This is a genomic window from Rubripirellula reticaptiva (assembly GCF_007860175.1).
In the GTDB taxonomy this organism is placed as follows: Bacteria; Planctomycetota; Planctomycetia; order Pirellulales; family Pirellulaceae; genus Rubripirellula; species Rubripirellula reticaptiva.
Genome location: NZ_SJPX01000001.1, coordinates 413,352 through 435,216, shown reverse-complemented (window position 1 = coordinate 435,216; position 21,865 = coordinate 413,352). Strand labels below are relative to the sequence as shown.

At 54.7% G+C, this 21,865-nt stretch carries 17 protein-coding genes; 11 read left to right on the top strand and 6 right to left on the bottom strand.

The genetic code is table 11. The annotated features are described in order from the left end of the window. Position 1: 1 nt before the first annotated feature. From Poly59_RS01545 to Poly59_RS01535, 3 genes are read right to left on the bottom strand one after another with little or no spacing between them, the layout of a single operon-like run. Positions 2 to 943, bottom strand: a complete 942-nt coding sequence (locus Poly59_RS01545; protein WP_146532318.1) for a CNNM domain-containing protein — start codon at positions 941 to 943, stop codon at positions 2 to 4. Then, entirely contained in the window at positions 940 to 2,220 is a 1,281-nt protein-coding gene (locus Poly59_RS01540) for a CNNM domain-containing protein (RefSeq protein ID WP_246151297.1), read from the bottom strand. The genes Poly59_RS01545 and Poly59_RS01540 overlap by 4 nt, the downstream gene beginning before the upstream one ends. Next, the gene (locus tag Poly59_RS01535) at positions 2,217 to 3,989 is read right to left on the bottom strand and encodes an ABC transporter permease (RefSeq protein WP_146532317.1); all 1,773 of its coding nucleotides are present in this window, start codon (positions 3,987 to 3,989) and stop codon (positions 2,217 to 2,219) included. Before Poly59_RS01535 ends, Poly59_RS01540 begins: the two co-directional genes overlap by 4 nt. 335 nt (positions 3,990 to 4,324) lie before the next feature. Here Poly59_RS01535 and Poly59_RS01530 point away from each other — a divergent pair, with 335 nt between their 5' ends. The 4 genes from Poly59_RS01530 (at position 4,325) to Poly59_RS01515 (ending at position 6,578) form a co-directional block, all read left to right on the top strand. Next, positions 4,325 to 4,519 carry a Flp family type IVb pilin gene (locus tag Poly59_RS01530; RefSeq protein ID WP_146532316.1) on the top strand — a complete coding sequence of 65 codons (195 nt, stop codon included), beginning with the start codon at positions 4,325 to 4,327 and terminating at the stop codon, positions 4,517 to 4,519. Next, positions 4,519 to 5,061, top strand: coding sequence for a hypothetical protein (locus Poly59_RS01525; RefSeq protein WP_146532315.1), 543 nt, complete (start codon positions 4,519 to 4,521; stop codon positions 5,059 to 5,061). The genes Poly59_RS01530 and Poly59_RS01525 overlap by 1 nt, the downstream gene beginning before the upstream one ends. 122 nt (positions 5,062 to 5,183) lie before the next feature. Further along, the gene (locus tag Poly59_RS01520) at positions 5,184 to 6,086 is read left to right on the top strand and encodes an NAD-dependent epimerase/dehydratase family protein (RefSeq protein ID WP_146532314.1); all 903 of its coding nucleotides are present in this window, start codon (positions 5,184 to 5,186) and stop codon (positions 6,084 to 6,086) included. A 207-nt stretch (positions 6,087 to 6,293) separates the two neighbouring features. After that, positions 6,294 to 6,578 carry a hypothetical protein gene (locus Poly59_RS01515; RefSeq protein WP_146532313.1) on the top strand — a complete coding sequence of 95 codons (285 nt, stop codon included), beginning with the start codon at positions 6,294 to 6,296 and terminating at the stop codon, positions 6,576 to 6,578. Between the two features lie 365 nt (positions 6,579 to 6,943). Here the strand turns inward: Poly59_RS01515 and Poly59_RS01510 are convergent, their stop codons facing one another. Next, positions 6,944 to 8,452 carry a sodium:solute symporter family protein gene (locus tag Poly59_RS01510; RefSeq protein WP_146532312.1) on the bottom strand — a complete coding sequence of 503 codons (1,509 nt, stop codon included), beginning with the start codon at positions 8,450 to 8,452 and terminating at the stop codon, positions 6,944 to 6,946. A 210-nt stretch (positions 8,453 to 8,662) separates the two neighbouring features. Between Poly59_RS01510 and Poly59_RS01505 the strand changes: the two genes are divergently transcribed. The 6 genes from Poly59_RS01505 to Poly59_RS01480 all read left to right on the top strand — a co-directional run bounded on the left by Poly59_RS01505 (position 8,663) and on the right by Poly59_RS01480 (position 16,541). Next, positions 8,663 to 9,484 carry a 3-deoxy-manno-octulosonate cytidylyltransferase gene (locus Poly59_RS01505; protein ID WP_146532311.1) on the top strand — a complete coding sequence of 274 codons (822 nt, stop codon included), beginning with the start codon at positions 8,663 to 8,665 and terminating at the stop codon, positions 9,482 to 9,484. A 141-nt stretch (positions 9,485 to 9,625) separates the two neighbouring features. Beyond that, entirely contained in the window at positions 9,626 to 11,755 is a 2,130-nt protein-coding gene (locus Poly59_RS01500; RefSeq protein WP_186775960.1) for a peptidylprolyl isomerase, read from the top strand. 67 nt (positions 11,756 to 11,822) lie between these two features. Beyond that, complete coding sequence (locus Poly59_RS01495) at positions 11,823 to 13,466, top strand: CTP synthase (protein WP_146532309.1); 1,644 nt, start codon at positions 11,823 to 11,825, stop codon at positions 13,464 to 13,466. A 46-nt stretch (positions 13,467 to 13,512) separates the two neighbouring features. After that, positions 13,513 to 13,893: a DUF1844 domain-containing protein gene (locus tag Poly59_RS01490; protein WP_146532308.1), complete on the top strand. Its 381-nt coding sequence runs from the start codon at positions 13,513 to 13,515 to the stop codon at positions 13,891 to 13,893. A 79-nt stretch (positions 13,894 to 13,972) separates the two neighbouring features. Continuing rightward, on the top strand, positions 13,973 to 14,977 hold the full coding sequence (locus Poly59_RS01485) for a potassium channel protein (protein WP_146532307.1): 1,005 nt from the start codon (positions 13,973 to 13,975) through the stop codon (positions 14,975 to 14,977). Between the two features lie 37 nt (positions 14,978 to 15,014). Next, complete coding sequence (locus Poly59_RS01480; protein ID WP_146532306.1) at positions 15,015 to 16,541, top strand: hypothetical protein; 1,527 nt, start codon at positions 15,015 to 15,017, stop codon at positions 16,539 to 16,541. 44 nt (positions 16,542 to 16,585) lie between these two features. Here the strand turns inward: Poly59_RS01480 and Poly59_RS01475 are convergent, their stop codons facing one another. Next, positions 16,586 to 17,077 (bottom strand): DinB family protein, encoded by a 492-nt coding sequence (locus Poly59_RS01475; RefSeq protein ID WP_146532305.1) that lies wholly within the window; start codon positions 17,075 to 17,077, stop codon positions 16,586 to 16,588. 55 nt (positions 17,078 to 17,132) lie between these two features. Beyond that, positions 17,133 to 18,119 (bottom strand): NAD-dependent epimerase/dehydratase family protein, encoded by a 987-nt coding sequence (locus tag Poly59_RS01470; RefSeq protein WP_146532304.1) that lies wholly within the window; start codon positions 18,117 to 18,119, stop codon positions 17,133 to 17,135. Positions 18,120 to 18,574: 455 nt separating this feature from the next. Here Poly59_RS01470 and Poly59_RS01465 point away from each other — a divergent pair, with 455 nt between their 5' ends. Next, on the top strand, positions 18,575 to 21,856 hold the full coding sequence (locus Poly59_RS01465) for a tetratricopeptide repeat protein (RefSeq protein ID WP_246151296.1): 3,282 nt from the start codon (positions 18,575 to 18,577) through the stop codon (positions 21,854 to 21,856). Positions 21,857 to 21,865 lie beyond the last annotated feature (9 nt).

The following is a 21,865-nucleotide window of genomic DNA, read 5'->3' as shown; positions in this document are numbered from 1 at the left end:
TCTACTTGATTAGCGGCTGCAGCAATTGCCGCCGAGTGACAACGCATCGAACTCGATTGTGTTCGTCATACAGAACCGCAACATCGCTGGCGGCGTCATAGAGCCTTAGCAGAATGTTGAGATGGCGATCGCTCACTTTGCCGCGAATCGCGGGGCCAAGTTCGAGGCTAGGTTCACCAGCGCAGAGGTCCGCGTACCACAAGAAGCCGATGATTTGTGTGCCTCGTTTGACCAAGACGATTGGGTGATTGCGGCGGCGTGCTTGACGACGGGCTTCGTCAACATCAACGGGCGCGGTAACGATCGCTAAACGATCGGCTGCGACACCAAATGACATCGCCGTCTGGTTGCCGACTTCGAAAAGCCGTTGCGCAAGTGATCGTTGGCCAGCGGCTAGAATTCCAGCTTCGTGGCCGTCGCGCAGGATTTGATCCAATTCGCCGCGAGCCATTGCGAGTCGCAATCGAAACGGTGTCTGGCCAGTAATCTTTTGTAGCAATTGCCCCAACAGTCCCAGCAAGATCGAAACGGGCGCGAACAGCACTGCCGTGCCCAACAGCAATGGCCGCGTCGCGGTGATCATTCGGTACGGTGCGTGATAGAAAAGATATTTCGGCAACAGTTCACCAAACACGAACACGATCGGCGTCATCAGCATGGGGCCAATCAGTTCAACGCTTGAACCGACACCAAACAGAGACGCGACCGCCATCACGATTGCCAATGACGTTAGGTAGTTGGCCAAATTGTTGCCGACCAAGGTCGTGGCGACAAAAATAGCGGGGTGGTTTAGTAACCAAATGATCCCACGTGCCGCCATCGAGCCGCTTAGCCCGTCCAGGACCAATCGCGTCCGCGACACTCGGTAGAGTCCTGTTTCGGTACCGCTAAAGAATGCGCTCAGCGATAAACCGATCAGAAACAACACACACGCCAGGATCATGTGGTCGCCTCGTCGTCTCGGTCGCCCGGTTCGCTGCGATTACCATCAAGCACTTCAATCCAGACGCCTTCGTCTTCTTGTTCGACGACTGACAGCGTGAATCGATCCATCGGTGCCGTATCACCGGGACGCGGGACGCGTTCGTTTTGTCGTCCAATATAACCGGCAATTGTGGTTACGCCTTCGCAGTTGACGTCGATATCCAAGCGTTTGGAAAGTGATCGGACACTGACGGACCCCCAAACTCGATAGCGGCCGGGTTCGATCTCCTGGACAGACGATTCGCTTAGGAAACCTTCGTCGTGGCGCGGGGCCAGAACACGGCGCAGGATGTCATCGATAGTGACCGCGCCGACGAACTCGCCAAACTCATTGACGACCACGGCGACACTGCGATCTTCTTCGTTGAGTAGGTCAAGGACTTGCGATACGTATGCCGACCAGGGCACATAGATGACGGGTTCGGCAAAGCTGACAAGGTCGTCCAAATGGCTGGGACGCAACATTCGCACGCCGATTGATTTGATGATCATTTCGTCATTGTCGACGAGCATCAAATAGTTGCTGTGCAGTGGTTGTTCGATGATCGCGTTGCGGTCGGAAAGATCGTTGCACAACCAAAGGCGGCTGCGCGGTCGCATCAGTTCATTGACTCGAGTTTCGGCAATTTCGACCAATCCCCGCAATGCCATTCGTTCTCGCTGCAACAGTGCGGCATCATCGGTTCCGAGCTCGATTGCCCGTTCGATATCTGCTAGATCGATTTCCGGCTCGGGTTCAAAGGAAGGCCAGATTAGTCGGCTGGCCGCTTGGTTGGTAACTGCGACGAGGGGCAGGGCAGGGCTGACGACCCGAACGGCTAACAACAACGGCGGGCCAATCAGGACCGATAGCCGCAACGGTGCGAGCACGGCCAAGCTTTTGGGCAGCATCTCGCTGAAGAAGATGATCGTCATCAGCGATGCGACGGTAAACGCAATCGCAAACGAGTGGCCAGCGGCCGGGTGATGTTCCAACTTTCCGCCAACGATCGCAGCGATTGCAAAGTAGGTCATGTTGATTAGCAGATTCCAGAACAGGATTGCCGACAGCAATCGTTCAGGATTTTCTAGCAGTCCTGCTGCGATACGGCCGCCGATTCCGGCACGCACCAGGCTTTTGCGACTGCGCGGCGTCAAGGAAAAAAGCGCCGCTTCGCTGCCACTGAAAAGTGCGCTTAGAACGATCAGCACCGCCATCGAAATCAGCCATGGCCAAAGATCGATGATCGCACTCAAGCTGCGTCTCCGGCTGCGGCGCGGTCGCGTTCCAGCGAAACATCGAACTCGCTGAGTGCAGGAATCATCATGGCGGCGGTCGTGAAGCAGTATCCAACCAGCATGGCAAAGAAGACATACAAGTGGTCCGTTTGCAGCAAAAACTGAGTGATCGCATAGAACGTGACTAGCGGCAGACCGAACGAAGCCATGAAGATCGCGGACGATGGGTTTCGCCATCCCAGTGCCGCAAAAAGTGCTGCGCCGCCACCCAAAATCATCACCAAGAATGGTGCCAACTGAAGCTGGAATGCGCCGCGGAAACTGACCATGATCGTCATGCAAACGGCGATGCCGACGCATAAAAAGAAGACAGTTCCCAAACTGGCCAGCGTTGCGCTGCGGCCGGCCACGTAGTTCAGCCCCGAGTGAATTCCGAGCATTGCCACAAACACGTACAAGATGATCGAACCCAGAATCACGTACACCGTGTTCTCGATTGTCAGCACACCGTTGGCAGCCAAGTAGATGACCAAAACCATTGGCAACAGAATCATTTCTTTGGCCACATACATCACGCCCAGCAGTTTGCCGAAAACAAATTCGGCTGGGCTTAGATCGGTGACCAGCAACAAGTCGATCGCCAGTCCGTCTCGCTCGCCCGTAACCGATGTGACTGCCAGCGCGTTGACCAAGACCAAACTGATCACACCGATCGCAACCAGTGGTAACGTCACCGATGGCAGGGCGCGTCCGATCCGTCCACCCGATTCCATCGCGACGCCATCTTGAATTTGTAAGTACAGCACGGCGGCGACCAATAGAAACAGCAAGACAAACGCGACTCGAATCACCAACACTTTTCGGCCGTAGGCCCACGTGCGTACTTCTCGCCACAGAATTGGATTGTCCCAGACCGGTCGCGGCGCGCGAACTTTCCAGCTTGCCGGCGCCGATGCATGAAGTGCTTCGTCGGAAGATTCAGGTTCCGGCGCACGCATGCGGACTTCACGCGACGGGTTCCAAACACGAACCTTGATCACGCCGATCGCAAGCACGATCAGGGCCAAACCGGTGGTCACGATCACGAACCCCAGCACACCAGCGGCGGTTTCGTTAGATAAGCTGGCCATGGGCGATGCCGCCGCGGCAAGTGCGCGAGGGGCGCTGATCGCGAGCTTGGCAGTTTCGGGGAGTGTCGAGACTGATTCGGACACGATCTCGCCAAGGCCGATGTACATCAGCAACCCCAGCACTGTTAACGCGATCGCTTGGAACGTTTTCTCTCGCCACATTCCCATCAAGGTGCCAACGCTAGCGGCCAGCAGAATCGAAGCTGCCGTGACTGCGTAAACGCCCATCACTTGCCTCGGGGAAACTCCCCCTAACAGCGGTAGGCACAAAAACAGTGGCAGGCTGCACAGCAGCATCGAGAGCGGCGTCAGGAGTGTAGCGGCCATCTTGCCGGCAACCACCTCGAAACCAGATAGCCGGGTTAGCAGCAGCAGAATTAGCGTTCGGCGGTCCTTTTCTTGTGCCACGCTACTAGCTGCGCCCACGGCTGCGATACTGGAGAGCACCAACAACTGCAAAGGCGCCAGCAGCGTGAACATCCAACCGCCGAACCGCGCCGCATCGCCGCTGTTGCCCAACGACCGCGAACCATCCAGCACCAAATAGCCTGTGCAGAGCAGCAGGAATAGCGATAGCACGTACACCGCACGAGCCAAATACGTCTTGGGACGTTTCGGTACCACAGTCGCTTCGCGGGTGAAAATTGGTCCGAGCATGGAAAGGGGCGAGATCGAGTTAGAAATGGTGGAAAAAGTTGCCGCTGGGCTAAATCACGACCAGTCGGCATCACTTAGCGACATAGATTTACGAGATAGGTTAGCAAAGACGATCGCGGTCGTCATGCAAGGTTTAACTAGCCTCGAGAATCGTTAATTCCGTTAAAACCGGGAAAAGCAGGGTTCGCCCCCGTTTTGAGGACGCGGTTTTGCAAGTGTCTGCCGTCTCTACGTCGCAAAGCGCACTACGGTTTTATTAGTCACATGCCATCGGTCTTAAAACTGGTGGGTCACTCGTCTAACATCGGTTCAATACAACCCCGATCGGTCTGACCATGCTTCAGGGCAAATCCCTTCAAACCATTGCCGAGTTCATTTTCGAAGAAGATGGCACGACGGCTGTCGAATACGCGATTATGCTCGCGATGATCATTGGCGTTTGCGCTGCGTCCGTCAGTTTTCTTGCGAATTCGACAAAAGAGAGTTTTGACGCGTCGGGCGAAGCAATCGCAGGAGCGATCGGCAACTAATGGATACTGACAATCGGCCAGCGTTTCTCCGTCAACAACTGCTCATCGATCGGCATGTTCAAGGAACACTGCTTCAGCGAACAGCACTTTATAGCGTCGCCTGTGCAGTCTACTTCATCGTGATTTTGGTCTTTGCCGAAACGATGTCGAATACAAACGCGACGTTATCTGACGCTATTGTTAAGTGTATGGACGAGGCGATCTATTGGGCACCCGGACTGATCTTGTTGGCGCCACTGGTGGCCTACGACATGCTGCGATTGACCAATCGATTTGCCGGCCCTATTTTTCGACTTCGCCGCGAAATGCAACGCTTGGTCGATGGTAAAAGCGAATTCCCATTGACCTTTCGAGACGGCGATTATTGGACCGACTTCGCAGGCGTGTTCAACAAACTTCGTGATGAATTGATCGAGTTGCGAGAATTCAAAGAATCGGCCATCGCTCGTTCGCAGTTAGGTTCATCGGTGTCAAAGCCGGGTGCATTGCTAAGTGCGGACAATGAAGAAGCCGATGAGTTCTTTTCAATGTCTAGCCGCTAAATGGATATTGGGGCAAAGTTGATCATGTGTGGAAAATTGCAAGGTCGGCTTACTTCATCGGCTGCTTGATCTGCCATATTGGGACGAAATGATTTCGGGCCAAATATTGCAAGCGAGTGACGATGAAGATTGGATTGACGGGCGCGACGGGATTTCTTGGTCAGGCGTTTGTCAAGCGTGTGGTTGCCGAAGGGCATACCGTGATCGCATGGCGACGCGATTCCAATTCGCAGCTCGATGCAGCATCTAGCGGAGTCACCTGGATCAATGGCCGATTGGGTGATCAAGATGCTGCGATTGAATTGGCTGAGCGATCGGATGTGATCGTGCATGCCGGTCTGGATCGGTCAAGTGACGGGTTCATGGATTGGCCTGCCGATCCGTCGGCGTACTTTCAAACCAATGTTATTGGTTCACTGCAGTTGATCGAGGCGGCCACGTCTCATTCGGTTCGCCGGTTTGTGTTTGTTTCGTCGGGTGCTGTGCACGAAAAAATCGCGATCAACTATCCGCTCGACGAGACACATCCGCTATGGCCCGGGTCGATCTATGGAGCCTACAAGGCATCGGTCGAAACGCTCATCCACGCCTACGGACATTCACAGCGACTGTCGTGTTGTTCGGTGCGGCCAACGGCTATCTATGGCGCCGCCGACCCGGTCGCGGATTCTAAGTGGTTTTCGCTGGTGCAAGCCATTATCGCGGGGCGCAGCGTTGACGTCTCGGGCGGCAGCAAGTCAGTGCATGTCGATGACGTGGTCGACACAATCCGACTGTTGTTGGAAACCGACCAACGCATTGACGGCGAAACCTACAATTGCTGTGACCGCATGATCAGCGAGCACGAAGTCGCGATGATTGCCAAGCGTCTCTCGAAAAGCGAATCGGTGATCTCGGGATCGGAGAAGGTTGCGAAGAACAAGATCGACACGAGCAAGATCCAGAAACTCGGATTTACGTTTGGTGGGACATCTAAGTTAGAAGCAACGATTCGAACGCTGATTGACGCGGGAAACACTGACTGATGGTGAGTGAGGAGATGGCCGCTGTTGATGGAGTTTCGATGAAGTGAGTGACGATGAAGCGGCAATAATGCTTGGTTTCGGTGCTTCAGGCAGGTGGGTTGTTTAAGCTGGTTGTCGCAATCCCAGGTTTTAGGGCGATTTCTAGTGCCACAACTGGGTGGGGACACAGGATCCAGTTGGCAAAGTCGTGAGAGGGGAGAGCCCTTGATGAGCAAGGTCAGCAACAATCCGAGCATTGATCAAACGGCTTTTTCGACTCCGTCTGGTTTGGCGGGCATCGTTGCATCCTTGGTTGGGGTTTTATCGATTGTCACCGTTGCTGCGGTACTGTGCCGTTACGTCGGCATGGCATGCGTGGTGACGACGGGATACTGCTTTTCGTTGTTGCTGGCGATTTCTGTTATGGCACTGACGCTGACGCGGATCGGTCTCAGCGACACGCACGTGTCACGGAGGTGCCCCCGTTGGATTACTTGGACACGGTACGCATGAACTCGCAAATGCCGGCGGTGAAAAAATCTACTTTCACCGATGTTGCACCCTGGGACGAAATCTCGCGTCCGTCTACTGTAGGTGGCGATCGATCCACACCGTATTTGTCGGTCTCGGACCTACCAACAAGAGCCTCGTCAACCGATCGAAACTGAAACGTTATCCGATCGCAATTCCGCTGGCGGATGATGGCACTCTCGTAGATTCCAAAACGCCCGTGACGGTTGGCACGAAGTTGCTTGCATGTTCCGTGGGACGGTGGTGCGGGGTTACCGTCGTGCAGTTCCACGATGACAACGCTGTGCGAGTGAACTGGGTTGATTGGAAGTCGGTCACCTACGACATGAGTCGCGAGGACTTGGTCGTTACAAAGCAGACGTTTGGGTGTCCGTGTTTTGGGCGCGGCCAAGTGCCGCGCCAATCAGGAAGCCAATCAGGCTGCAGAGGGTGCCGGCAAGTTCGTGCGGGATTGGAAGCCCGGCGGCTTCGAGCCATGGTTCGAAGAAAATTTCCCAGCCGATCAACATGTGCAGGCACCATGGTGTAATCCCAAACACGATTGCTAGGATCGCCGCCAGTGGTGGAGCGTGCTTGAAGTGGATGCCGATGATGAATGGCACAAACAAACTGACCAGTGGCATTGAGTACGATCCTTGCACTAGCTCGTAGGCGCCTTCGCCCTTGTATGCCAACCACGCCGAAGCCATCGTGACGATCACGATGGCGATCCGCTGTAGCCACAGTAATCCTTGCTGGGTCGGCGCCGTTTCTTGGGATCGTCGCCAAACCGGTTCGGCCAAGTTGTGCGCCATCACCGCCGCCGGCGCCATCACAGCGCTGACGATGGTCGACAGGACTGCTGAAACGATTGCTAGAAAGAATACCAATAGCAAAATCGGATTCAGCAGCTTGCTGGCAACCAGCAACACGACTCCGTCAAAGTCGCCGCTCTGCTGCGGCAACAGCAAGTGTGCTGCCATGCCTGTGCCGACGGGCAAAATGCCCATGACCAAGTATCCAGCTGCCGCCCATAGACAGGCACGCGAGGCGACGGTATCGCTCTTGGCAGAAAAGATTCGCTGCATTAAATCCTGCATGGGCAGGTTACCGAGCGCACCGATCGCCAGCGCGCTGATCGCAGTGAGTGTGTCTCGCCAAAACGTCGGTGGGTCGGCGATCCGCCAACGTTCGTCGGGGATGTCGGTCTGCATAACTGACAATCCGGCTGACATGCTGCCGTCGCCAAGTTCGACCAGGATCGCATGACCTAGCAGAATCAGTCCGATCAGGATAAATGTCATCTGGATCGCGTCGGTCCACGTGATTGTCCACATTCCGCCCAGCAAGGTGTAGCCGGTTCCCAGTGTCGCAACCGCTGTGATGCCCCATTCTTTAGGGATGCCAAAAAACACATCGAGAAGCTGCGCGAGTGCTACGAATTGGGCCGCGACCCAGCCAAAGTAACTTGGCACGATGATCAATGAAGACAGGATTTCAGCGGTCTTGCCGTAGCGACGATTGAAAAAGTCGGGGATGGTCAGGATCCCCATTCGCCACATGGGGCCAGCGACGAACAGGCCTGCTAGCAGCAAACAAAGAGAGATGCCGATAGGATCGAGCATCGCTTTGCGCAGCCCTTCGTTGCCGACTTCGTCGGCGGTCGTCATCAACGATTCTGCGCCGAACCAGGTTGCGATGATTGTGATCGTGGCCAGTGAAGTTGGCAGTCGGCGACCGGCCAGGACAAAGTCTTCGACATTCTTGACACGCCGCTGAGCGAGGAACCCGATCCCGTACAGGGCGATCAGGTAGACGATCAAGGCGCCGGCGAAGATGCTTTCCATCCCCGAAGGCAATGCGGATTCAGTGGGCATAAGCGGGGCGAGCCAAAGTGAGATGGTTAAACCAAAAACGCCACGACAATGTAGCGAAATCCAGCCATTCGCCGAGTCCCGTTGTCGGCGTTCGGCCCAACTTTATGCCAGTGGATCGCACCCGGCCGAATCAGCGCTTACATTTTGACGCTTGCGACTCTCGCATCGCTGCCGTTTCGCCTTGTCGTCCTTTCGGATCAAGAGTTCGCCATGCCTGTAAATTGCCAGATTGTCATCCCCGCTCGGCTTGCCTCGACTCGGTTGCCAGAGAAGTTGCTGCGCAAAGTAAGCGGTAAATCGGTGCTGCAATACACCTACGAAGCTGCCTTGCAGTCCAAGCTTGCCAAAGCGGTCGTCATCGCGGTCGATGATGAGCGGATGGCTCGTGAAGTCGATGTTTTTGGCGGGAAGTGGGTCATGACACGTGTTGATCACGCCAGCGGCACCGACCGCATCGCCGAGGTCGCCAGCCAGTTTCCTAGCGTTGACGTTTTCGTCAACGTCCAGGGCGACGAGCCTGAGATCGATCCCGAGACCATCGATTCCGTTGCCAAGCTGTTGATCGATGATCAGGCCGCCGACATGGCGACGGCCGGGACACCGATCCGTGATCTTGAAAGGCTGAGCTCGCCTTCGTGCGTGAAGATCGTGATGGCGGGATACGAATCCAATGGCGGTGAATCCACTCGCGACCAGTCATCCGAAAATGGGGGCCAGACAGGGAAGGGCAGGGCGGTCTATTTTAGCCGCGCTGTAGTTCCTCACTCTCGTGATGCATCGCCGGAATCAATGCTAGATGCCGAGCCGCCGATCTACTGGCACCACTTGGGGATCTACGCGTATCGTCGAGAATTTTTGAGTTGGTTTGCGCAGCAGTCGCCGAGTGTATTGGAGATGACGGAAAGGCTTGAGCAGTTACGGGCGATCGAAGCTGGCAAGCGGATATTGGTTGCCCGAGTCGAGTCGGCGACTGCGGGAATTGATACCGAATCTGACCTGCAGGCGTTTGCAACGCGACTGGCAAGGCGTTGAAGTGTGAGCGGTCGGATTTGATTTCTTTCAAACTCATTTTGTCTCTTTCAAACTACACTGAGTTTGTACTTTCGACGCATTCTCGTTCGACGTGACTTGGACCAAGCCAGCGTGATGCCTGTGACTTCTTTTCGATCTCGATTGAGACGCCATTTGCGACTCGAAAACCTTGAAGCTAGGCGGTTGTTGGCCGGCGACTGGGATCTTCCGCCAGCTTTGGCCAGCGATGTTTGGGCTGCCAGCAGAATCGTTGCTAAGGCAGAAGGCGAAACTACGGACGCCCCCAGTTTTCAATTGATCGCCGATCAAACAGTTGAAATGGGCAGCCCGCTGCACATTCCCATTGATGCCGCGGGCGCGTCTGGCGGACCGCTGACCACAACCGTCACGGTCAGCAACCCGGCCTTGGTTGAAGCAGTCGTGATCTCGGGTAACCGATCGATCCGCGTCGACGTCGAGAACTTCGGCGAGATGGTCTTCGAGTTGTTCGAGCAGCGTGCTCCGCGAGCGTCGGGGCGTGTGATTGAGTTGGCAGAGGCTGGGTTCTATGACGGGATATTATTTCACCGGGTGATCGATGGTTTTGTATTGCAGGCCGGCGATCCAACGGCCACAGGAACCAGCGGATCCGATTTGGCCGATTTCGATGACGAGTTCCATCCCGATCTCCAGCACAACCGCGAAGGCATTTTGTCATTCGCAAAGACATCTGATGACACGAACAACTCACAGTTCTTTGTCACCGCAACCGATACCCGACATTTGGACTTCAATCATTCCATTTTTGGTCAACTGGTCGAAGGGTTCGACGTCCGCAAAGCAATCAGTAAAACACCGGTGGACAGCGTCACCAGCAAACCTCTGACTGATGTGGTCATTCGAACAATCGACGTGTTTGATGATGTGGAGAATTCAGTCGTCATGCTGCGAGCACTGGCGGCTGATGTGCAGGTCGATGTGACGGTTCAGGTGACGGACCAAGACGGGAATTCCGTTTCGCAAACGTTTGTGGTCAGCACGGTCGCGGATGCTGTGAATGCTAATCCGTTCTTAAAGCCGATTCCGCCGCAGGTCTTGGCGTCATCGAATGAAACCTATTCATTGACGCTGGAAGCAATCGACCTGGAATCGGATGCGGTTGCGTTTGCTGGTCAGTATTCCAGTGACTCTTTTGGTAGTACAGCGTCGCTGGATCCAGTCACTGGCATCTTCGAAATCACGCCGGCCGCTGGTTTCACCGGCACGATTGATTTTCTGTTCGGTGTGACGTCCGCAGTCGCAAACAATTTGCCGTACGACATTCAGGCGTTTCAACTGCAGTTCATTGATTCGCTTCTCGTTCCGTCGTCGCCGGTTCTTGAAAGTGTCAATCACCAAGCTTTGACGACGACTGTTTCGGAAGCCACCGCGGGCGCGTTGATCGAGTTGGTGGATTCGAATACCGGCGAGGTGTTGGCAACGACGTCGGCTGATTCTGGGGTGGTCGTAGTGACTTGGGATTTTCCTGAGTCACTGCAAAGTGGTGAGTATTCACTGGTTGCGCGCAGCCGAGTCGGAAGCTTGGTCAGTGGTTCGTCGTCGGCGCTGGTGGTGAACATTGATCGAACCGCGCCGATGATCGACACCGTCGCTTTGCCCACGCATGGTTTTGCGGGCGAGCCGATTGCTGCGGCGATGGCAGCGGATGAGGTGATTTCTAGGTGGTCGATTGTCGATGGCCCCGAATTGATGACGATTGATCCAGCGGCTGGTTTGCTGCAGTGGACACCACCGTCGTCAGTGCGAGGCGTCCAGAGCTTTACGGTCGTCGGCGAAGACGTCGCCGGAAACTCGGCCGCAATCGAATTGACGGTGCAGATTACATCTCGCTACGTGAACCCAGCCAATCCTTACGATGTGGACGGGAACGGTGCGGTCAGCGGGCTGGACGCACTGCTGGTTATTAACGCCCTGAGCCGGGGCGGTGGAACGATCGGGTTGCCCGAATATGACCTGAACTCGCCATCGGGATTGTCGTCTCTGCGGCAGGATTATTACTACAACGCCAATCAGGACGTGGCGATCACGGCCCTGGATGCGTTGGTCGTGATCAACGAAATCGGCCGGCAACAGGTCAGCGGCGAAGGGGAAGCCGCCGCCGAGCGACGTCTGGGACTGATCGATGCTGCAATATGGTCAATTTCGATTGGTGGCCCTCATGGCTGGGATTCTCTAGGCAGCACAATGGCGGAAGATCGCGATTTTGACGGCTTGCCGGGGCAATTGTTCTGACGGACGGGCGAAACTCCATCAAATAGCCCGGTCACAAATCAGGATCGGTTCGCTATGATCTCGATCCATGACGAAACACATCTTTGTAACCGGCGGCGTGGTCAGTTCTCTTGGCAAGGGGCTAACCAGTGCCTCGATTGGCATGCTGCTAGAACAGCGTGGCCTGCGGGTCCGTATGCAGAAATTGGACCCCTATATCAACGTCGATCCGGGCACGATGAGCCCTTATCAGCACGGCGAGGTCTACGTCCTCGATGATGGGTCTGAAACCGATCTGGATTTGGGGCACTACGAGCGATTCACGTCCGGGTTGTTGTCGCGGGACTGCAACTACACGACTGGCCAGATTTATTTGTCGGTCATCGAAAAAGAACGCAAAGGCCAGTTTCTGGGCAAGACAGTCCAGGTCATTCCTCACATCACCAACGAAATCAAGTCGGTGGTCAAGCGGATGGGCGGCGATGATGTCGATGTGGTGATCACCGAAATCGGTGGCACGGTCGGCGATATCGAGAGCTTGCCATTTCTAGAAGCAATCCGGCAATTTTCGCTCGATGTTGGTCGCGAAAACGTCCTCTACATGCACCTGACCTTGGTGCCGTATTTGAAGGCAGCTGACGAGTTAAAGACCAAACCAACCCAGCACAGCGTTGGTCAGCTTCGCATGATCGGGATCCAGCCGGATGTCTTGGTTTGTCGTTGTGAGCATTCGATCAGCCGCGACGATCGCGAAAAAATCGCCTTGTTCTGCAACGTGCCCGTCGAGGCCGTGATCGAAGAAAAAGACAAAGACTTTTCGATCTATGAAGTCCCCTTGTCGCTTGTCGAAAACAAGCTTGACGAGTTGGTGATCAAAAAGTTGGGGCTGACTAGTGCAAAGCCTTTGGATATCTCGCCGTGGACCGATCTGTTGCATCGCCTTCGCAACCCGCATCACGAAATTTCGATTGCGGTGGTGGGCAAGTACGCCGAGCACAAAGACGCGTACAAGTCGATCTATGAATCCATCGACCATGCCGGCATGCATCACCAAGCCCAGGTACGGATCGGTCGTATTCAAAGTGCCGATATTGAACGTGAAGGCTGTGAACGTTTGCTGAGCGGTTACGACGGCATCTTGGTGCCAGGCGGTTTCGGCGAGCGCGGCATCGAAGGTAAGGTGCAGGCAGTCAAGTTTGCTCGTGAACGCGGAATTCCGTTCTTTGGCATTTGTCTGGGGATGCAGTGTGCGGTCATCGACTATGGCCGAAATGTCATGAACCTAGAAGCTGCGCACAGCAGCGAGTTTGACAAAGACACTCAGCATCCGGTGATCTGTTTGTTGGACGAGCAACAAAACGTGACTCAAATGGGTGGCACGATGCGGTTGGGAAGCCAGCCCGCCAAACTAGATCCTGAAAGTGTCGCCGGAAAAGCTTACGGCGTGACCGAAGTGAACGAGCGGCATCGTCACCGATACGAATTCAATAACACGTACCGTGAATCGTTCGAGGCAGCCGGGTTGAAGTTCTCTGGCACGAGCCCCGACGGTGGCCTCGTCGAGATTGTTGAAATTCCGGCTCACCCATGGTTCTGTGCTGTTCAGTTCCACCCCGAATTCAAGAGCAAACCGCTGCAGGCACATCCGCTGTTTGCCGGGTTTGTCGGCGCGGCGATCGAGCGACATCAGTCGCGATCAACGAAAGACGGTCTCGGGGTGAGTTCGCGCTAGAGGTGTCTCCATCGACAAGTTTCCATTGCTAGAGAGAGAGTTTCCCATGAGTAACGACGACAAGTCGCAAGACGATCAGCTTAGCGACGACCAGGCCAGCGACGACCAATTCAGCGCTGAAGAGGCCGTCGCGGAAGCCATGGCTGCTGCCGATGAAGGTGCGGCTGCCATGGAAAAAATGCCGCCGGCTTCGTTCGAGATGTTGGTGTCGATGCTGTTCACGCAAGGCATGGCAACGCTTGGCCAAGTGCCCGATCCGTCAATGGAAAAGCCGCCGGTCAACAAGGCATACGCGAAGCATTACATCGACACTCTGGAAATGCTGGGTGAAAAAACCAAGGGCAATTTGTCAAAGGAAGAGTCGAAGATGCTCTCCGAAGCCCTCCATGCACTGCGAATGGCTTACGTTACCGTAAAGGCTTCGTAGCAGTGGTCTGCTGAAATCGTCGGTCGATTTTAGATTTTCGACGCCCCGTTACGAGATCGTTTCGGCCTAGGGGAATAGGATGAATCGATTTCACCGAAACGTGCTCCACCGTTCGATCGCCTGCCGCACAGCTCCGGCGATGTTCGCGATGTCGTTGGCGTTCTTGGTCTGCCAGGCCGTCCTGGTGGTCGTCTGGGTTGATGTTCCCGATCTGAGCGAAAACGCGCTCACGATGATTGATCCATCGAGTCCTGAGGCGACGCGTTTGCGATCCGTGTTGACCGATGATGTGATCGATCACCGTTTCATCGATGTTGCAGCGATTGTGATGACTTTGGTTTGGCCGATTGTGATCGCTGAATCGGTTTGGCACTGGTTGACCCGATCGTGGAATGAAGAGAATCGCAAGTACCATTGGTTCGGGTTGCTCTTTTGCATTTGCCCATCTCTACGAATGTGTGCTCGCAGTCCGGAAATGAACTACCGATTGTGGTTGCCTGGGTTGGGGTGGCGGCAAGCGAATCGTCGACTGCGAATTCGATTGGAACACGGATTCAGCGTTCCAATGATTGTGATCGCGCTGATGATATTGCCGGTATTGGTGATCGAGTTTTTCCTGAAGGCTCAGGTTGCCGAGTACACGTGGCTGCGTCTGATTTTGCACATCGGAACAGGCGTGATCTGGTTTGCTTTTGCGCTCGAGTTTATTTTGAAGGTCTCGGTCGCGGAAAAAAAACTGGCGTACTGCAAAAAGCACTGGATCGATTTGGCCATCATCTCGTTGCCGATCTTTTCCTTCTTGCGGTCGCTGCAAGTGTTGCGAGCGACCAAGGTGACGAAACTGTTGAAGATCCAGCAGTTGACGAAATTGGCACGGGTTTATCGGTTGCGAGGAACCGCGGTGAAGGCGCTTCGCGCGGTCGTCCTGTTAGACGTTTTCCAGCGTTTCCTGCATCGAGACCCTGATCGAGCGATTGCAAAGCTGGAAAAACGATTGGTTGATCTGGAATCCGAAGCCAAGTATATCCAGCGTTCGATCAATAAGCTCAGGCGGAGCCGTGACGCTGGAAACGAAGTAGAATGATTCGCGTTTGAGTGTTCCCCAAAGTTGATATTGATTCGTGCCCGACTTGCCGTCATCCGATCCGCCACCGTTCGACCCACTTGAAGAGTGGCTGGGGATTCCGTCGGACCAACAGCCACCCAATTTGTATCGATTGCTGGGCGTCGAGCTGTTCGAGTCGAATGTTGATTTGATGAACCAGGCGGCTGATCGTCACCTCAGTGAGCTGCATTTCGCCGCCAATGGGCCACACGCCGAAGTTGCCGAGTCGATTTCGAACCAAGTTTCTCTGGCAAGGCTGACGCTCTGTGACGAGGTCAAAAAGGCGAGATATGACGCCGATTTGCGTCGCGAACTTGAGGGCCAGGCAGTCCGCGACGAAGTCCCGCCAGTCTTGTCCGATCTTTCGTTGCCGATGCCCGTGGATTCGGACGTCGCGATTCTGGGACGTGCTGACGCGGTTGTTGTCAGACCGCAACGTCGGGCGTTTCGGTGGAAGTCCGCGGTTTCGCAACTCGTTTCAGTATTTGTCTTGCTGGTGCTACCGGTGTCGCTGTTCGTTGGCAGCCCACGCCTGAGGCAGGCCATCGGCAAGCTGCTGTTGCCTGTTACTAAAGTCGCGGTCGATGTCTCGCCCGCGGATCAAGGGAACGCGGTTGTTCATGGTGATCCGCCGCTGGATGTTGTCTCGTCGACTGGTCCCGTTGCAAATGATCTAAAAGAAGAATCCGAGTCGCCACTTGTTTCTTCGCCGAATTTGGTTGAGCCTTCATCCGGTATGCACTCGGCAATGGCGTCCGAGTCGCCGACGTCGACCGAGTCGATGTCAACTTCAACCAAGCAAGATCCTGTCGCTGCCGATTCTGACGTCGAGAATTCGATGACGGATCGTCCGAATCCAGTCGTTGAACCGGAGAGAAACCGAGCCAATGAGATGCTGCTTCGCAGTGCCGACCAGATGGCTTCGAGTCCTTTCCCGCTAGTGTCGGAAGTCATTGGCGTCAAGCTTGACATTGATTCAGCAAAGCGAGCTTACCGTTTGCAGGACGTCACCGACCAGGATCAGCTCTTCGTTGAAGGCATCGCAGGAGTGGTTGTCTCGTCGAAGATTTCGCCAGAGCCGGGTGAGTTGTCGTTTGATTCGCCCACTGAGATCGTCTTTGACGATATGTACGAGTTAAAGCTCGAACTTCGATTGATCCGAGTAACCGAAGACAATTCGATTGCGGTTAGCGGTGAGTGGACTTTCACGATTGCCGGTTTGAAGGATACGCCGTTTTCGATCAGCCGAATCAAGAAAATGAGGCTGCAGGTCACACGCCCACTAGGCGTCGCCATGAATCGGCACGCGGGTTTGTTGGTCGATCAAACCAGAGTGCGTGGATTTTTGAGTTCCAATGACTATGGCCAACGCCGCGCCGCGGAAGCAAAGTTGAAGATCATCGACCAGCAGCTCGCGGCGATGTCGGGCGAGGTCACGCAGGGACAAGCGATGTTGCTAGATTTCAATGGATTTGCCGATCGGATCGATCAAATTCAGCGACAAGGTGAATTGACGATCCGAGTAACTCGCGGCGCGAAATGAGTTCACGCTGCACTTCGTGTCACGCTCACGCGTCTGGCAGTCCGTTAGAACAACGGTGGCTTGCCCAGCGATCGTCGTACGATTGCCCATTGTCCGGCATGCATCAACCAGTGGCTGTCAGCTGACAAAATCAGCGACGCTAGGTTTGGAAAGAATGAACGCATTTGTTCCGGCGACGGGTTGGATAGGTCTTCGACTGGCAGTTTATCTAGCAGGCTGAGCATGCCGTCACGTTGGACTTGTTTCGCCGCCAGCAGTTCTTCCTTGGTCGCAAAGCTTGCCTGGTCATCACTAGAGGCGGTTTCCTTAGCGTATTTTTCTGCGAATCCGTCCGGCAGTGCTGGCATCGAACCAGCCTGGACCATTTCGCCAAGCATGTGTTCGGACGCAATCAGGTGACCGACTTGCCAGTTGATGTGGTTGGTGCCTTTGATCGGACGGTGCAGGAGGTCGGCATCGGAGAGGTCTGCGAGATACGACATGCAAATTTGATCGGCTGATGCAATCGCGAGTCGAGCGAGTTCTTTAGCATCCATGTTGGGCGTCTCTTTCAATTAAGGTTCAGGATTCAGTTGGGGCAGGGCAGCAGGTCTAATGGGATCGTTGGTGTGCGGCGACGGAATCGATGATCGCATCCAGGTCCAGCGTGGCTTTGTATCCGATCGTCTCGCTGATTCGAGTCAGGTCGGGCACGCGGCGGCGGATGTCTTCGAATGATTCGTCGTACGCGTCTGCGTACGATTGGAAGTCGATCGTCGCTTGGGGGTTCACGCGATCGATCACGCGCTGGGCCAGTTGCAGGATCGACACCGGCACGTCGCTGCCGATGTTGTAGACGCGTCCTGCTGCGGTCGGTGTGTCGACCAACTTGATAACGGCACCAACAACGTCATCGACGTGCGCGAAGCACCGAATTTGTTGTCCATCGTCATGGATCACAAGCGGTTCGCCTCGCAAGGCCGCGTCGACAAACCGAGGCAACACCATGCCATAGGCGCCCGTTTGTCGCGGTCCAACCACATTGAAGAACCTGCCCACAACAGCTGGCAAGCCGGTCTCTTTGAAAAATGCCAGAGCAAGGAATTCATCGATCGCCTTCGTGACGCCATAGCTCCAGCGCGGCTTCGTAGTCGATCCGAATACCAGGTCATCTTCTTCGGTCCAGACTTCTTTGGGGTTCTTGCCGTACACCTCGCTCGTGCTGGCGATGAAGCAGGGAACTCGATCGCCTTTGGAAGCTCTCTCACCTAGCCGATTGAGAATCAACTGAGTCGGATAGATGTTGCGCTCAATCGTTTGGATCGGCTGCGCGGCAATCAGCGCGACGCCGACCGCGGCGGCCAAGTGATAGACGCGATCGGCTCGGTCGACCTGTTCGGCAACGATCGCCGGATCGGCGACGGTGCCTTCGATGTACGTCAAGTTTCGGTGATCGATGATGTCGGCCAAGTTGGTCGCGCGGCCGGTCGACAAGTCGTCAACGATCGTGACTTGGAAGCCATCGGCAAGTAAGTGTTCGGCGAGGTGAGAGCCGATGAATCCGGCGCCGCCGGTGATGAGGCAATTTTTCGCAGTCACGGTAGCCCGTAAATTCTAGTGGAGTAGGCCGAAGAAGATCGAAGGGATGGCAAGCGAATGAGACCGTCAGCAAGCAAGTTGCAAACAAAGACGCGATGATAAGTCGTAACGGGAAGATGGTGGTCGGTCACCCCAGCCTTGGGGGAAATATCACGTCGTTTATCGATTTGACGACCCGCTGGCGATTCGATCGATGTATCTACGCATCCAGCCTAGTGGTTGTTCAAGTAGGTGGTATGTGATTGATTGGATAGGCAAAAGACGACGTTTGGGCGCCTTTGCGGGCTGGGCAAGTCATGCTGTCGAACTATCGAGTGCTGGCACCGACCGCTAGAATGAAGATTCAAGCTTTTCAGGGGCTCATCTTTTCTCTGGTTCCTTGATTACTTCCAACGCTATTGGTTCGGGGATTGTTTGTGATCAGGTTGTTTTGCGTGTTGCCGAATCCTATCCGTTTGAATCGTCTAACCGCCTTAGGGGTCGGGTTGGCGTTGGCTCTCGTTCCGGTAACGAATGTCGTTGTTAGTCAAGACAAAGCGGATCAGTCGAGCGAGTATCAAGCGGACGAAGCGGCGATGGCGTTGTATGCCGATGCCGCAAATTTTCAAACCGGCGGCGCTATCGACTTAGCCATTCAAGGTTGGCAGTCCTATCTGAAAGAGTTTCCGGATCATTCGATGGCGGCAAACGCTGCGCACTACTTGGGTGTTTGCTACATGCAAACTGAATCGCCAGATTACGTTGCCGCGTCTGATGCTTTTCGCAAAGCGCTTGAAAGCAAGGATTACGATCTGCGCGAAGAAAGTTTAGCGAACCAAGGTTGGTGCCTATACGCATCGGCGGGTGAGGGCGAAAATCGTGACAAAGCCCGACTGAAGCAGTCGCTAGAGGTTTACCAATCGCTTCGTAAAGAGTTTCCGAAATCGCGATTTCTGGATCGCGCTATTTTCTATTGTGGCGAGTCGGCGTATGGCATGGGCGATGCGGCCAAGGCAATTGAGTACTACAACGAACTGTTGGCATTGCCCAACGCCAAAGAGTCGTCGCTCCGGTGCGATGCTTTGTATGCTCGCGGCGTTGCGCAAGGAGACCTCGATAAATTTTCTGATGCGATGTCGTCGTTTCAGCAATTGTTAAACAGTTGTGCGGAAAGCAGTCTGGTGACCGACGTGCATTTGCGTTTGGGAGATCTGGCGATCCTGCGAGGTGAGCACGCGAAAGCGGTCGAGTCATTCGACAAGGCGTTCGAATCGACAAAGTCAGAAGAGGATCAAGCGTATGCGGTGTTTCGGCAAGCGTTCGCGTTGGTGCAAGCGGATCGTCCTGCCGAAGCGGCTGCGAAATACGAAAAACTGTTGAGCGACTTCCCGGATTCTCAGTACGCTGCTTCGGCAACACTAGCATCTGCACAAAGCATTTACCGTAGCGGCGATATCGACGAAGCCGGCAAGCGATTTGCCAAAGTTCTTGACCAGAAGAATGTCGCAGCCGCAACTGAAGCTTCGCACTGGCTTGCCAGGATTGCCATCGATCGGGGAAAGCCGGCAATCGCGACAGCAGTTGCCAGGGCTCAGATTGCGAAGGGGATCGAAGGTGACTTTGCGATGGATGTACGGCTGGATTTGGCTGAGGCGTTGTCGCTTGACCCCAAGACGATCGGTGAGTCGCTGGCACTGTTTGAAAAGGCATATCGAGATTCGCCAGAGAATCGTTTGGCGCCGCGAGCGCTCTACAACGCGGCATTCTCGGCGCTGCAAATGAACCAGCCCGACAAGGCGTTAGAGTTGGCATCGGAGTTTATCAATAAGTTCCCCAGCGACATGCTTTTGCCCGACGTCAAATTTGTTGCGGCCGAGGGGCAATTGTTGACGGGCAACCCCGCCGAAGCTGTCACGATGTATCGTGAGCTGATTTCGTCGGCAAAGAAGGATAATGTCCAGCGTCCGATCTGGGTTTTGCGTGCTGCCACGACAACGAACGCGACCGGCAAGTTTGACGATTCGATCAAGCTGCTCGAGTCTGAAATGGATTCGTTTGTCTCTTCGGCAGAAAAAGCCGAAGCTCAAATGTTAATCGGGCAAGCAGGCATGATGGCGAAACGTCCCGAGGACGCAGCCAAAGCCTTTGCTGCTGCGGCAAGTTTGGATCCGAAGGGGCCGCGGGCTGATGAGGCGATGTTAATGGTCGGGCAGGCAAACCTGGCCAGCGGTGACTCCGAAGCCGCGATCGGGATTTGGAATCAAATGATCCAGGAAAATCCTAAGTCGCGGATGTCGGACCAAGCACGATACAAGTTGGCCCAAGTCGCTAGCTCTGAGGAACAGTTCGATCGGGCAATTTCGTTTTTCGATCAGATTCTTCAGTCGGATCAAGATCCGGGTCTGTTGCCTTATGCCCAGTACGGAAAAGCGTTCGCGCAGCTTCAGGCCGGCGACTATCAGTCCGCGCTCACCAGCGTCGATGCAATGATCAATCGCTACAAGACTCATCCGCTGTTGGCCGAAGCGACGCTGACCCGTGGCATCACACTTCGCAATTTAGGAAAGTACGACAGGGCTCGCGTCGATTTAGAAACCTTTCTTGCGATTCCGCCTCGCGGCACCAATCTTGGTCACGTGCTCTATGAGTTGTCGCTCATTGATCAAGCTGAAAAGCAACCAGGAAAAGCAGCCGAAAATCTACAGCGTTTAGTTGCCGAGGTTCCGGACTATCCGTCCATGGACAAGGTGCTTTACGAGCTTGGTTGGTCGATGCAAGAAAACGGTGACAATGCCGGTGCGGTCAAACACTTCACCGCTCTGATCACCAAGTACCCGGAAACGCCGTTAGTCGCCGAGGCTTCGTACTTCATCGGCCAGCAAAATTACGGAGCGTCAAAGTGGAAAGATGCAGCGAGCTTGTTTGCGACGGCGGCCGATAAGACCAGCGATGCTGAATTGTCTGAAAAAGCTCTTTATCGTCTGGGGTGGTCGCGGTTCAAAACGGGTGACTATGAAGACGCTGAGAAAGCGTTCTTGCAACAAGCGGCCAAGCATCCCGAAGGTCGACTTAGTTTCGATGGCTTGATGATGGCTGGCGAATCACGGTTCAAGAAGGGTGACTACAAGGAAGCGCTTGCTGGATTTGGAAAGTCCCGACAACGCATTCAAAGCAATGATGAAAATTCGACATCGATTCGCGATGCGGCCGAACGCCAAGTCCGCGAACTGGCGCTTCTGCACGGCGGTCAAAGTGCGGCTCAATTGAAACAGTGGGATGAAGCGATCGGTTGGTATGAAGAACTGCGAAAGCGGTTCCCGGCAACGGACTATTTGCCACAAGTTTTTTATGAGACGGGTTTTGCTTATCAACAGAAACAGCAAAGCGAAGAGGCGCTAAAGTTCTTTGGCGAGGTCGCTGACAACTATCGAAACGAACTGGCGGCTCGAGCTCGCTTCATGATGGGGGAAATTTACTTTGGCGAGCGAAAGTTCGACAAAGCGATTCCAGAGTTCCAGCGGGTGATGTTCGGTTTTGGAGCTGAGAAAGCTCCGGATTCGATTGCGAACTGGCAAGCGAAGAGCGGATTTGAAGCTGGCCGATGTGGTGAATTGCTGTCCCAGGTCACGAAGACGGCGGCTGCAAAAGAAAAAGCGGTTCAGATCGCTCAAGGCTTCTATGATTATGTAGTCGAGAAACATCCTGATCATGAACTCGCCGAGAAGTCACGCCAGCGGTTAGAGGCGATATCCAAGTGAACCGATGCA